The sequence below is a fragment of the Paenibacillus sp. FSL M7-0802 genome (assembly GCF_038004945.1).
GTDB lineage: Bacteria > Bacillota > Bacilli > Paenibacillales > Paenibacillaceae > Paenibacillus > Paenibacillus polymyxa_B.
Map to the genome: position 1 here is coordinate 280,167 of NZ_JBBOSD010000001.1, position 13,965 is coordinate 294,131.

Annotated in this window: 11 protein-coding genes; all 11 read right to left on the reverse strand. The window is 48.3% G+C overall.

All coding sequences use genetic code 11. The annotated features are described in order from the left end of the window. Nucleotides 1-56: 56 nt before the first annotated feature. Nucleotides 57-1,193 (reverse strand): glycoside hydrolase family 88 protein, encoded by a 1,137-nt coding sequence (locus MHB54_RS01580; RefSeq protein WP_023988372.1) that lies wholly within the window; start codon nucleotides 1,191-1,193, stop codon nucleotides 57-59. A 60-nt stretch (nucleotides 1,194-1,253) separates the two neighbouring features. Then, the gene (locus MHB54_RS01585; protein WP_340981359.1) at nucleotides 1,254-3,164 is read right to left on the reverse strand and encodes a glycosyl hydrolase; all 1,911 of its coding nucleotides are present in this window, start codon (nucleotides 3,162-3,164) and stop codon (nucleotides 1,254-1,256) included. Between the two features lie 28 nt (nucleotides 3,165-3,192). Next, a complete protein-coding gene (locus MHB54_RS01590) occupies nucleotides 3,193-5,097 on the reverse strand; it encodes a heparinase II/III domain-containing protein (RefSeq protein ID WP_340981360.1) in 1,905 nt (634 codons plus the stop codon). A gap of 206 nt (nucleotides 5,098-5,303) precedes the next feature. Continuing rightward, nucleotides 5,304-6,296: a cation diffusion facilitator family transporter gene (locus MHB54_RS01595; RefSeq protein ID WP_023988369.1), complete on the reverse strand. Its 993-nt coding sequence runs from the start codon at nucleotides 6,294-6,296 to the stop codon at nucleotides 5,304-5,306. A 259-nt stretch (nucleotides 6,297-6,555) separates the two neighbouring features. Beyond that, nucleotides 6,556-6,825, reverse strand: a complete 270-nt coding sequence (rpsN, locus tag MHB54_RS01600; protein ID WP_028542369.1) for a 30S ribosomal protein S14 — start codon at nucleotides 6,823-6,825, stop codon at nucleotides 6,556-6,558. Between the two features lie 262 nt (nucleotides 6,826-7,087). Continuing rightward, the gene (locus tag MHB54_RS01605) at nucleotides 7,088-8,062 is read right to left on the reverse strand and encodes an ABC transporter ATP-binding protein (protein ID WP_034095022.1); all 975 of its coding nucleotides are present in this window, start codon (nucleotides 8,060-8,062) and stop codon (nucleotides 7,088-7,090) included. Next, a complete protein-coding gene (locus MHB54_RS01610) occupies nucleotides 8,055-9,038 on the reverse strand; it encodes an ABC transporter ATP-binding protein (protein ID WP_023988366.1) in 984 nt (327 codons plus the stop codon). The genes MHB54_RS01605 and MHB54_RS01610 overlap by 8 nt, the downstream gene beginning before the upstream one ends. 13 nt (nucleotides 9,039-9,051) lie before the next feature. Continuing rightward, on the reverse strand, nucleotides 9,052-9,978 hold the full coding sequence (opp4C, locus tag MHB54_RS01615; protein ID WP_023988365.1) for an oligopeptide ABC transporter permease: 927 nt from the start codon (nucleotides 9,976-9,978) through the stop codon (nucleotides 9,052-9,054). A gap of 15 nt (nucleotides 9,979-9,993) precedes the next feature. After that, nucleotides 9,994-10,947 carry an ABC transporter permease gene (locus tag MHB54_RS01620; protein ID WP_023988364.1) on the reverse strand — a complete coding sequence of 318 codons (954 nt, stop codon included), beginning with the start codon at nucleotides 10,945-10,947 and terminating at the stop codon, nucleotides 9,994-9,996. Nucleotides 10,948-11,054: 107 nt separating this feature from the next. Then, nucleotides 11,055-12,776 carry an ABC transporter substrate-binding protein gene (locus MHB54_RS01625; RefSeq protein WP_209435658.1) on the reverse strand — a complete coding sequence of 574 codons (1,722 nt, stop codon included), beginning with the start codon at nucleotides 12,774-12,776 and terminating at the stop codon, nucleotides 11,055-11,057. 200 nt (nucleotides 12,777-12,976) lie between these two features. Further along, nucleotides 12,977-13,912 carry an ArsR family transcriptional regulator gene (locus MHB54_RS01630; protein ID WP_028542373.1) on the reverse strand — a complete coding sequence of 312 codons (936 nt, stop codon included), beginning with the start codon at nucleotides 13,910-13,912 and terminating at the stop codon, nucleotides 12,977-12,979. Nucleotides 13,913-13,965 lie beyond the last annotated feature (53 nt).

The window sequence follows — 13,965 nt, forward strand, 5'->3', positions numbered from 1 at the left end:
TAAATCTGACAAACGACCGTATGATTAAAATGAGTTCGTTCTTGCACGCTTATACACTATATTTTTTTGCATTCAACACTAAACAAACCTTCTTCTCCGCGCAGCTTTGCCAATGCCTCGACAAAGAAATAATCGCCATAGATAATGGGAACGTTGATGTATTTTTGCTCAGGATAATGTACAGTCCCGTTCATCAGCAATCCCTCATGCTCCTCGCCCCACGCCGTACATGTATGATGCAAGCCCTCGAGGATAGATGCTGCAGCTTCTGTAAAATGCTCTGCACGCGTCGAATATTTTGCCAGCTCCAGCAAACCACTGGCCGCAATTGCCGCCGCCGATGAATCCCATGCCCCGCGGTGCTCTTCTTCTGCTCTAAAATCCCACACAGGCAGGCAAGCATCGCCCAGCTGGGACAGGAAAAAGTCAGCCGTGTTCTCGGCCACCTTCAAATAACGCGAATCGCGCGTGTACCCATACGAAAGCGTAAAACCATACAAAGCCCAAGCCGTGCCACGTGCCCAGGCAGAACCGGGAGCAAATCCCTGTCCACCATGCTCGGCGACCTTTTTTCCAATCTCCGGATCGAATTCGATCACATGTGCGATAGAGCCATCCGAACGGACAAATTCACGTGCTACGGTATCTGCATGCTGCACAGCGAGAGCGGCAAAACGCGGATCTCCGCTTTCCTCCGAAGCCCAATAAAGCAGGGGTAGATTCATCATACTGTCTATAATCGCAACGCCCCGTGTATCCATGTCCTTCGAGGGGAAGTTCCACGCACGAATAAAACGGCCATTCACGTTAAAACGGGCAGCCAGCAGATTGGCAGCCAATAACCCACGTCTTCTGGACTCAGAATCTCCGTTCAATCGGTGGGCGGCCACGCCGCTGAGCAGCCAAATAAAGCCAAGATCATGGTCTACAGCTTCGCTATTATAGAGTATTTTTTCCAAACGACCCTCGCACCGCTGTGCAATCCCGGCAGCCACACTGTCAGGACGCGCCCGATTGGCTAGCCATAGCAGTCCCGGATAAAAGCCTGCTGTCCACCACGCTTCTTCACGATTATCATAACGTCCACCCTCTGCAACATGTGGAAAAGCGTCCCCCAGTCTTGCCGCCAAGGCAAGCGTTTTATCCAAAGCCAGCTCCCACGATTGCTCCAGCCACGCTTCTGTTTTCGTCATTTCTTTTTCCTCTCCCTTTTTCCACATGTTTAAAAATATATATGGCTACACCAGTTCCATTTATTCAGGTAACCGAATGATAAAGGAAATGCGGTTGCCTTCACATTCCAGACGCGCTCCCTTAAGTAAACCATTCCGACAGGCCACAGAAGCTAATTCTTCCGGCCAGACCACATTCGTTCCTTCCGTCGTCGGGATGACTTCAAGGCTTGCACCTGCGTATTCTACTCGAATGCTTTCCGTTTCTTTCCCAGCTGACATGACATGATGAATAACACTGCGCTCCCGACCGTCGTACGCCATTAGGGGAATAAGTGCCCCTACATTCTGAATATTGCCTTGAAGCTCATACGCCACTTCAATTTTGCCGGGTACCTGACGATAATGCGTTCGGATTTCCCTCACTCCCGGGAATGGGCCTTCCCACAGGAGTGTAAAATCCGTTGCTCCGTCAGACGCTGAGCTTTGTTCCATCTGTACGGTTCCTCCACCATCCTGCGGGTCAATCCCTCCATCCCGGTCGAACTCCAGCGTACCGGGAATGCCCTCCGACAAGCTGTGCCACTTTCCGTCCTCCGTTTGCCAGGCCGGGGTATAGCTCAGCGGGAAAATATCTCCCTCCGCGAAGCCTGTAAAGCCGCGGTCTGCATGACCTGCTGAGGACGGACCGATCAGCGACGGCAGCGCAGACTGCTGAATACGCACGATGCCCGGAATATTGTACGGGTCGTTGACCGATGTTTGCACAAGCATTTGCTGCCCGTCTACGGCTGCAATGACAGTCTGGAACCAGCCATCCGTTGCCAACACCCGGCTGCCGATCTCCGCCGGGATGAAGGTTGGGGAAATGCGATCCATCTCCTCACCATGTAGAAGGGTGTGGGCCAGCACAGCCGCCGTCCACAGACTGTAGCAGGTATGATTCGAGTACACCTCAAAGCCATGCCGTGCCTCGGACGGATAATGGTTGCGGACGATATGCAGCTTGCCGTCATCCGTCTGCCAGCGGCTAATCGCTTGCCAGCATAGATCTGCTGCCCGTCGGAACGCACCTGCGAGCCCATGCTCTCCTGCTGTAAAAGCCTGCTGTGCATGTGTTGTAAAGACAAAGGCCGCCGCCGCTTCGTTCCACTGATGCTGGGCGCTTCTTCCACGCGGCGGAATTTCCCCGTGCGGGGATAGCGCCAGTAATGTGCTGAGCGCCCCCTTGCGAAGGTGGTCACGCAGTTCGAGTGCGCAGCTGCCATCATATCCGTTCTCCAGCATCACGCCCAGATGAAAACGTGTAACGATATCGTAGGCAAATGGGCTATTGGGCCGATCCAACGGACCATCCTGATACAGGCCCAACCTGGTAAAACGAGGCAAATGGTAGCTGCGGATATACGTCTCCATCCATTCCGAATCGGCTGCAATTCCTTCCGTTGCACGCAAAAACTCGCCGGAAATCATAATCGCATTCCAGTTGATCATCCGGTTCGGATTTTTCATTTTGCTCATCGTAAAAATGTAGGTCTGCTCCGGCTGAATTCTGCTCAGTTGCTGCTTCCATGCCATGGCTTGTTCTGGCAGCAGATTTTTAAGGAGCCGATACGCTCCCATCATCATAATTGGAAAAAAGTCTGGGTGGTGATCTGGCGCTTTTTCCTCCACTACACAAGCTATGCTATGCGTCAAGGCCGCAGCAGCAGATTCCAGTAAATCATGCCGGCCTTCTTTGACCAACACCGCCGCAGCCAACGCATAGGAGGGGGTGGAGTAGTACCGTTCACTTTCAGAATGGGGGTCAATGATAGCTCCGGTTTCGTCCTGATGCAGGGCATATGCGCGAACCAGCTTTTCCAGCACAGCCAGCTTATGTTGGTGAGTCCAACCGTCATTCACTCGATTTGGCGCGCTTTCCACCTGTTCAATAAATCTCTCCAGCTCCGTCTGCCAAGGGTACACGCTGCCTGTCTGCAGCTTATTCATCCTGTCTGCCTCCCATTCAAAATGAAAATTAATGTATGGTAAAAAACAGATTACAATCTACGCTTGCAGAACCGTTCCATTGATTGGAGTCCAGTTGCAGCGATGTTTTATAAAACACAAAAGGAACTCCGTCATGATCTATGTGCTTCACAGCCTCCAACCCCGCCCGCAGCACGCTGGCATCATAATCTAACCTGACCCCTGCGTTCGCTCCCTTCCATTCCACGAAGCCTGCTCCCAGATTAGGCTGAATACGACTGATCAAAAGCTCCTCCACATCCCGTGACTTCATGCTCACGCCAGACGTTTCAAACTCAAAATGATCTGTGACGGTAAGCCTTGCCCCCTCGTTTCCCTCCAGCACATTCCATGTAAAGGAGCGGGTGAAGACTGCCAATTCTTCTACAGGATAAGCAGATGTCAAATCAAGCTTAAGCCTTGTGCCCGTCTGTACCTCCTCCTGCTCATCCAAAGCAATATCCAGCACAGCCGCCTTTGCCTGTGCGCCCGATTGCTGCATAGTCCCATTGATGACAGGCACGGAATGACCGCCGGAGGAGATATTAATAATCGACTCTCGTCCCGATGAAAAATAGGCTTTCGTGTACAAGCCTGCTCCCAGATCACACAATATATTTTCGCCACCGCCATGAAGGATGAAATGTCCAAGATCGTTATGATTGTGCGGTTCATTGTTATGCCCAGCCTTCGCTGAAAATGCAAGCATGACACCTGGTTCACCCTTTTGGCTTTCGGGTCCACTATGGCTGGAACTGCAGCTGCGGCACATCAGCCAACCGAGTTGCGGCAAATAATTGGTAACGGTCTCACCGCTCCCGAATGCCAGAGGATTCGTCCAGACCAAGTTGCGCAATACATGAGCCCAGCGGCGACAGGGGTCTTCCAACAGACCAGGTACGCGGAAAGGGAGTGTAGATGGTCGTCCTTGCAAAGAATTCAAATGAGAAATGAGTCCGGAAGGCAATCGTTCAGTTTCACTACTGTCCGAATAATTAGCGAAAATGCCATCCGACAGATGAACCCGCTCTGCAAAGGCTGCGATTTTCCTAACCTTTTCCGAGTTCAGAATATCCACAGCTCCCTCGGTAAACTCACGCAGCATATCGGCAAAATAAGTGAAATAACCAAAGCCGTATACCCAGTAACCTACGCCTTCGGGACATCCCCCATCCTCTCTGTAGCCTGCCAAAAAACAATCCAGCGCGCCCAGCATACTCTCGATGGCTACCGCTCTGGAAAAGTCGTCTTCTACCAGCAGCAATGCTGCAATTCCGCAACCGGAAGCACATACTGCCGACCAATTATGATCTGCGGTTTCCCATCCAAAATGACGAGGCTTCCAAAAAACGGGTTCCAGCACACGACGTTCAATCTCTTCGTGCACCTGAGCGACCACATGGCTAGCCAGTTGTTCTCCTAGCAGCAATAAAATTTCAACCAGCGTTTGTGCTGTTTCGGACGCGAATAAATCCACCTGCTGCCAAGGCGGTGTTACTGTGTCTCCTTCATTGACATGTGCAGGAAGCGCCCATGTGTACTCGCTACATATGTCCAGCAGACCGCTTTCCACCTCTTTCATCTTTCGAGGCTCCGGCTTGACAACAGCTTCAAGCACTATAGCAACCAGTCGTCCACGCCGTTCAAAGTACACATCCTCATACGGCTTGCGCTCTCCTGTATTAGTAAATTCCCGAAACAGAGACAACGGCAGTTCAGGCCATGATGTTTCCCGATTATCTTTACAGACACGCACAATATCCATCCAAAGTTCGGCGTATATCGGCTCAGAGACAGTCGTCCGCAGCCTTTTTGTCCAATTACTCCTTAACCGTTGCCTTGCTGAATCCTGCATGCCGCCAGCCAGCGCCTTAACGAGCCGCGAAGCAGGCCAAGCCTCCCTCAGAAGACTCATTTGCATTTCCTCCCCATGAGAAGCATTTGTTTCACCTTCTTTTTTGTTAACGCTTTCATTGTATCTAACAATCATCCTAAATTCAAAGGGGTAGTAAAACAATTGAGAAAAAGTAAAAGAACCTCCATGCCCCGTTGCTGTGGTCATGGAAGTTCTTGTTTTACACTATTGCCAATCCCCGTCCAGATTCGCTTTGATCATTTTTTCTAAACTGTGGGTTTCTCTTGTTTCCACTTTCTAATCCCGTCATCTTCCAGAATACCCAATGCTGCATCTGAGATATTAGGATCACGTAGCAAAGCGTCCTCGACTCTAAATTTAATATCGTCAGCATCTGCCAGCGTCATGCCCGGTGTAAGCTCAATCAACCCTTCCACGTGATAGTAGCGTCCCTCCTGTAAAATACGCATTTGATAAATATCCGTTACATGTGTATCTGCTAGAATAATGGAAGCCACACGTTCTTCGATATCAGGAGGAGCAGATACACCAATCAAGCCTACCATGTTGTCGTAACCGACCCGGAAAGCAACACCGACCATCAGACAACCGATGAGTATACTCGAAATTCCGTCCAGCAGTTTAAAATCTGTCAGCGATGTGACCACCACTGCTAGCAGAGCAAGTACTCCACCCGTTGTTGCTACCAAATCTTCATAAAACACCAGCCGGGTTGGCGGTGCAGCACGCCCCACATGGCGGAACGCAGTGGTGAAAATGCTTAGCCCCTTCGCTTCTACTCTGGATTCATGCAGCACTTCTTTCATCGCTTTGCTCCATACAAATCCGTCCACCACTAGTGACAAAATCAGCACTACTACATTAATCCAAAATCCATGTGTAGATTCAGCTGGATGCTGCAGCAAATGAATGCCTTCCAATGCGGTTTCATAGGCCATAATCGTTACAACAATAACGGCAACCATACAAAACAGGTTAATCACTCGTCCAAAGCCGGTAGGAAAGCGTTTTGTCGGTTTTTTCTCTGCCAATACACTGCCCGCGAATACAAACATTTGATTCACTGCATCCGCAATGGAATGCATCATCGTAGCAAACATAGAGCCGCTGCCTGTCAAGGCAAAAGCAATCCCCTTAATCAGAGCAATGCCGGTATTACCTAACGCCGCCGAGCCCGAGGATTTGTTTCCTTTTTTGACCATACTCCAAAAGGAGTCCTCTCTCTGTTTCACTTCCATCTTGTAGCTCCTCCTGAGGTATACATAATCTGATATATCCACATTATGTAATCGTTTGTTATGTATATTTTTAACCCGTCCATATTCTACCTAACCATCTAAGGAGAATCAATACAAACGATAATATTTTCCATGGAAAAGGAATGCCCCATGTCCCCCTACGACATGAAGCATTCCCGTTACAACCTTCTATAAGACATATCCTCAGGTTAACAACACAGATAATCTCCATGCGCTAACGATCGACATAAGTGCCTGTTTACCAGCTTGATTTCGTAATTCCTGGAATTTGGCCTTTATGTGCCAACTCGCGGAACGCGATACGAGACAGCTTGAATTTGCGCAAGTATCCTCTAGGTCTGCCCGTCAGCTCACAACGGCTTTTCAGGCGGGTTGGAGATGAGTCACGCGGAAGCTTTTGCAAAGCTTCGTAGTCCCCTTTTGCTTTCAATTCACGTCTCAGGTCCGCATATTTAGCTACAATTTCCTGGCGTTTCTTCTCTTTTACGACTTTTGACTTCTTGGCCATGTAAAGCTCCTCCTTGTGATATATGCCAATCATGAAGGTTCACCATCACTACCGCGAGATTGATGAACACGGATATGGACATGATTTTATACCTCAAATAGTAATAATTACGATTACTATTTAATATAACGCTGCTCCAGGTGTGTTGTCAACCCAAGCGGTTTGAATCACGACATTAAAAAGCCGTTGAAACAGCAGCCCCCTTCACTCTTGTGAACGGTCTGCCGTTTCAACGGCTTTAAAATTTGCTGACTAACTTTGTTCATTCAGCCAAATGGCAAGCTACCCAGTGATCTGGACGAGCCTCACGATAGAGTGGAATCTCTTTGGAGCAACGGTCGATTGCAAAGGGGCAGCGAGTATGGAACTTGCAGCCCGAAGGCGGATTAACCGGACTTGGAATATCCCCCTTGAGCAAAATACGTTCTCTCTTCAGCTTCGGCACCGGAATAGGTACAGCCGACAGCAACGCCTTCGTATACGGATGCAACGGATTCCCGAATAGCTCGTCACGCGATGCCGTTTCGACCATGGAGCCTAAATACATCACGCCAATACGGGAACACAAATGTTCCACCACGCTCAAATCATGCGAGATGAACAAATATGTCAGACCCCGTTCGGCCTGCAATTTGGCGAATAGGTTAATAATCTGCGCCTGTATGGACACATCCAGCGCTGATACCGGCTCATCAGCGATAATTAGATCCGGCTGAAGCGCCAGCGCTCGGGCAATGCCGATCCGTTGGCGTTGACCTCCCGAAAATTCATGGGGAAAACGGTCGATATGATACTCTGACAATCCACATAGCTTGAGCACGTCCAGCACAATCTGCCGGACCTCCTCCTTCGTTGCTATACCGTGATCCAGTAGCGCCTCACCAATGGCATCACCAATCCGTACACGCGGATTCAGCGAGCTATACGGGTCTTGAAAGATCAGCTGAATTTTGGGACGAAGTTCCTGCATCCCTTTGGCAGACAAGCTGTGCAAATCCATCCCTTTGTATTTTACGGTACCGTCCGTTTTATCCGTCAATCTAACAATCGTGCGGCCCACCGTGCTTTTACCGCTCCCCGATTCCCCTACCAATCCGAAGGTTTCACCCTGACGGATCGTAAAGCTGATATCGTCTACCGCCCGCACATGTCCTGAAGTACGGTTCATAAACCCGGACTTCACCGGAAAGTACGTTTTTAAGCGGTCTATTTCCAACAACGGCTCCGGCTCAGCCATGAACAACCGCCTCCTCATATAACCAGCAGGATGCTTTCTGCTGAGCTGAAACTTCTTTTAATGTAGGCTCCTTTACACGACAAATGTCCATGCACTGCCCGCAGCGGTCATGAAAATAACAGGAAGTCGTCAGCTCCAGCGGATTAGGTACCTGCCCGGGAATGGAATACAGTTCCTCTTGGCGCTGATTAAGCACCGGTTTGGATTTTAGTAACCCTTGTGTATAAGGATGCTTGGGATGATTAAACAGCTGTACCACTTCGCCTTCCTCGACGATCTTGCCTGCATACATCACAATGACGTAATCAGCCATTTCGGCGACAACACCCAGATCATGGGTGATTAGCATGAGCGACATATTGGATTGGGCTTTAAATTCACGCAGCATATCGAGGATTTGCGCCTGAATCGTTACATCCAGAGCGGTGGTTGGCTCATCCGCGATAAGCAGCTTGGGACCACAAGAAACAGCAATTGCAATCATAATTCGCTGCAGCATCCCCCCGCTCAGCTCATGCGGATAACTTTTTAAAATCTGCTCCGGCCGGGATATACCGACCTGTTCGATCAGCTCCAGTGCTCGCTTACGAGCTTCCTTACGGCCCATTTTCAAATGCTCAATCAGTGGTTCGGATAGCTGTTCACCAATGGTCATGACCGGATTCAATGAAGACATCGGCTCCTGAAAGATCATGGATATTTCATGTCCGCGAATCGTGCGCATCTCATTTCTGCTAAGCTCTAGCAGATCGGTTTCCTCAAAGCGGATGCTTCCGCCTGCCACTTTACCACCGGGACTCTGGATCAGACCCATGATGGACATCGCGGTAATACTTTTGCCGCATCCCGATTCACCGACAATGCATACCGTTTCCCCTGGCTTCACACGGAAGCTGATATCATCCACCGCTTTAACCGTTCCTTCTTCTGTATAAAAATGAGTGCTTAAATGTTCAATAGAAAGTAAATTGTCCATGGTGTATGATCACCTACCTCTTATGTTTCGGGTCAAGTACATCCCTCAGCCCGTCACCAAAAATATTAATAGCGATGACTGTAGCAAAAATAGACAGTCCTGGCGGTATCCACAACCACGGACGTTGCTGAAAATCCAGCACATTGTTAGCGGCATCAATCATGTTGCCCCAAGTCGGTGTTGTGGGCAGCACGCCAAGGCCAAAGAAGCTGAGCACAGATTCACTCAGGATGGCTCCGCCAATATTCAATGTAGCGATAACGATCAACAACGGTAAAATATTCGGCAGCAGATGCTTGAACAGCTTTCGACGATTCGAGAGTCCCAGTACCGTCGCGGCTTGCATAAATTCACGTTCCCGCAAACTAAGCATCTGGCCCCTCACCATCCGTGCAATCCCCGGCCAGTTGACCAGACTAAGCATCAGCATGACGATATACATCCGTTGGTCGGGCGGAACCTTCCAGTCAGATAGCAGCGCGCCCATAATAAATAGCAGGGGCAAACTGGGAATCGTCAGCAGCAAATCAGCAACGCGCATAATGATTTGATCTGCAATCCCGCGAAAATATGCGGATATGACCCCCAGCGTAGCTCCCAAAAAGACAGACAACACCATAGAAGCCAAACCCACAGTAAGAGAAATTTGACCTGCCTGCATCACACGTGTCAGCACATCCCGCCCCAGCTTGTCTGTTCCTAACCAGTGATGGATATTTGGCGCCTTGTTCATCATTAATATATTTGTTTTATTATCGGAATAAGGAGAAAATAACGGACCGATAAAACAGAGCAAAAACATAAATACCACGACAAGCAGACCAGCCATAGCAAGCTTGTTTCTGAACAGCTGCCGGAGCGCTTGCTGCCACATTGAAGATTTAACAGTTGTTCGCAGTCTGCCGCTGCTCTTGCTCAAATTACTGCTCACGGATGACATTCCTTAGCCCCCTCCTTACACTTTCACACGCGGGTCCGCGATGCGATACAAAATATCGGACAACAGTGTCCCGATAACGCTCAATATGGCAATTAGCATCGTAAAGCCCATAAGTAGCGGATAATCCCGGAGCGAAAAGGATTGCATGTACAACTGACCGATTCCCGGCCAATTAAAAATCTTTTCAATAATCAGGGACCCGCCAAACAGCGCAGGTAATTCGAAGCCAACGAGCGTAATGGCAGGCAGCAATGCATTTCTCAATGCGTGCGTAAAAAGTACCTTTCTTTCCTTTAAGCCCTTTGCACGGGCTGTGCGTATATAATCCTGCTGGATCACGTCGATCATATTGCTACGGAAGTAGCGGGTCAACGACCCCAGTCCCAGCAGCGTCATAACGATCACTGGCAAGGTCATATGCTGGAGAACCTCCTTCACATACTCCATACCTGTAGCGTTACTCCCCGTATTAAGCATGCCACCGGGTGGCAACCACTTCAGGTCAACCGCTGCGATTTTAATCAGATACAACCCGATAAAAAATGAGGGCACAGACATGGCAGCGAAAATCACCACCATTACCAAAGTATCAAACCATGAATACTGCTTATAAGCAGCAACCACACCGATAATGACCGCGATAAACCAGGTCAGGAAGGTCGATACAACGGCCAGCAAAAACGAGTTCCAGATATACTCATTAAATAAGGTCAGCACCGGCTTCTGCTGGGCAAGCGAATAACCAAAATTTCCATGCAGCGCATTGCCCAGCCAATTTCCATAGCGTTCAAGAATAGGCTTATTCAGGCCGTAAATTTCCCTCAGCTCCGCCTTTCTCTCTGGCGACAGCTTCAGATTGCCGCTAATGAAATCTCCCGGTGTCATGGCATACAGGAAAAAAATCATCATCGAAGCGGCCAACAAAATAATAACCATATACGTCAGTCTTTTCGTTAAAAACGAGCTCATGACAGACTCCTTTCAATTCAAGGTCAGGCTACTCATTACGTTTCCCCTATTTGGGAGGCCCCTTGATCCGAACCTGATGTTCTTCACAAGGGGCCTGCAAATGTGGCTTATTTAAGGGACCATTCGAACAGATTACCAGACAAGCCAATGAACGGACTGACCTTTACATGTTCCATCCGACCATTGTAGGCATACACCGTCTTCTTATAGTTGGTAAAAATTACGGGCAGTTCATCGTTTAGCAGCACATATAATTCTTGATATATTTTCTTGCGTTCTTCCATATTCGTCGTAGACAAGCCTTTTTCATATAGCTCTTTTACCTTTGGATTGTTATATCCCTTGACTTCTCCATTGACGAATTGCTCGATTCCATCTGATGGATCTGTCAGCATGCCTGTCGAAAAGGCGGCAAGATCATAATCTTTACCTTCTACTTTGGCGACCATTGCATTAAAGTCTGCAAAGATTTCCGGCTGTAGGTCAACGCCAATCGCTTTGTAATTTTCAGCCGCAAGCGCAATAAAGGTATCTGTTTCTGGACGTTTAGAGGTCAGCAGGTGAATGGTCAGCTTCTGACCGTTTTTCTCACGGATGCCATCACTACCTTCTGCCCAGCCCGCTTCATCCAGCAGCTTTTTCGCTTGCTCTGGGTCGTAGTTATATGGATTGATTCCATCGGTCGTGTAAGACCAGAATATTGGGGAAGCTGGAATGTTTGCGACCGCCCCTGCTCCCTGAGCTGCGTCGACATAAATGCTTTTCCGATCCAGTCCATAGGTCAATGCTTGACGAACCTTTTTATCCTTAAGCTTTTCATTTTCAAGATTTACTTGCAAATATCCGTAAGTGCTAGGGGTATACGGCAAAATGTTTAAAAAGCCAAGCCCTTTTAGTTTGTCGATATTTTCCTGAGTTGCGGTGAATTGAGCAAAATCGGTATCGCCTGTTTCTATGAATTGCCAAGCGTCGCCTTCTGCTGTTTTGTAAATGAAATGCTGTGTTTTCGGTTTGCCTTTGAAAAAGTGATCATTCGCCTCCAGACGAACTTCTTGCCCTGGAATGAACTTTTCCAACTTATAAGCCCCATTTCCCAGAGGGCTACTATGTAAATTTTTAAAATAATCCAGCTGTCCGAACTTGTAATCCTTGCCGTAGTAGGCTTTGGACAGTACATAGTCACCCAGAATCGGCAGAGCCAGCGCGTTTGGTTTTTCTAACGTCGCAGAAATGGTCTGCGCATCAATCACCTTGATTCCTTCAATTTGTTTTGCCTTGCCTTCCGTATAGTCTTTGCCGCCTTTAATGTTCAGCTTTCGGATTTGGCTGTCACCAGGATAGGCTTTGTCATAGATCAACGTCCAGGTAAAAGCGACATCCTCTGCTGTCAAAGGAGAGCCATCACTGAATTTTGTACCGGGAACCAGATGAAACGTGTACGTTAGATTATCCTTAGAAATATCCCAGCTCTTAGCCAGATTGGGCAGCGGAAGCCCCTTCTCGTCTACCGTGACCAGCGGAGTCCACAACTGCGAAATCACGTTGCCGTCATAGCCGCTTTGGTTAAAATACGGAGTAAACACCCCGGCTGGGTCAGTCAGACCAACAATAATCGTGTCGCTTCTCTTTTTGGACACTTCCGGCAATTTGGATAAATCTGAAGCTTGTACCAGACTTGTTAATGGCTGCGCTGTAGCGGCTGTCTGTGCGACATCACTATTTTGCGAAGTAGCATCATTAGCGCTATCTGATCCACCACTAGAGCAAGCTGCTAATAAGGTAGAACTTGCCAGAAATAGACTGCTGAGTAGAATAATTCCCTTTTTCAAAATAATCCCCCCGAGTTAATTTAGTAAATTCCGATCGAACAAGTTGTAATTAATAAGATAAATCTCATTATAGGAATCTATTCCGGTTCTGTAAAGAGAGAACTCCATTTTTTATAAAAAAAAAGACGTCAACTCATCTGGATTCCAAATGATCGACGTCTATTTGTTTAAAGTGTTAAAGTCTAACTGGTGCGTGTAGCCTAATTTCGCTCCATATAGCCAAGAATGCTCCGATGCATTTCATCCACAGCCGAAAGCCGTGCGCTATATCCGAGTAATGTTTCGCCATCAAAATGTGCATGGATGAAGCCAGAGGCCCGGAGCTTAAAAATATGGTCGTGGGTGATTCCCTTGGACAGCTTGAGATGACGGACAATCTCAATAAAGGTTCGTGGAGACTGGCTTTGATACAAATATTTTAAAATCTTAAGCCTGCTCTTCTCCCCCAAACTTCGGATCATTCGATATTCCTGTGGGGATAAAAAATCGTCCTCCTGAACATAAATCCCTGCCGAATAATGGCACAACAGGAGCGACCCAAATCGATAAATGATATTAATCGGCTGAAAATGGTATTGAGGCACCAGCAACACCCGTGTCAGCCCTTCGGAAGGCTCGAACCGGAAGCCATTAGTGGTACGATCCACCCACTCCATAGAGCTATATACGCCCCTCTCCTTATTTCTCCGTTCAGCTTCCTGTTCCAGACCGCTTAGAATACTTGTATCCACATGGCGGAAATACTCCTCGTCCCAGCCAGATAGCAGTTGCAAAGCAAGTTTGCGAAGCTTCTCCATGTCGTCAGGCAGCGAGACCCCATAGGCTGATGCCTGTTCATTTAATTCCTGTACAGTCCGGTTCTCCAGACGATCTACGACTTCTTTAACGTTCCCCTGATCAGAAAGCATACAGACGAGTCCATAAATAACCTTCCAATCTGCATTGATTTCCATGGACTCCAGCAATTTGGACAAACCTGGAGACAGCGTTCTACGCACTTGCTCCGCCCACCCGGCTGATAAATCGGTCTTCTTGTAAGCCTTGCGGCAAATAAAGGTGTGTAAGCTGCTGAGCAGCTCAAACACCGGTCCATATGCTACATGTACATCGTAAGGAGCATTCACGTCGTGACTCATCGCTTTCTGTCCTCTTTTCTTTCATGTCTGATGTCCATTATACATACTATCGT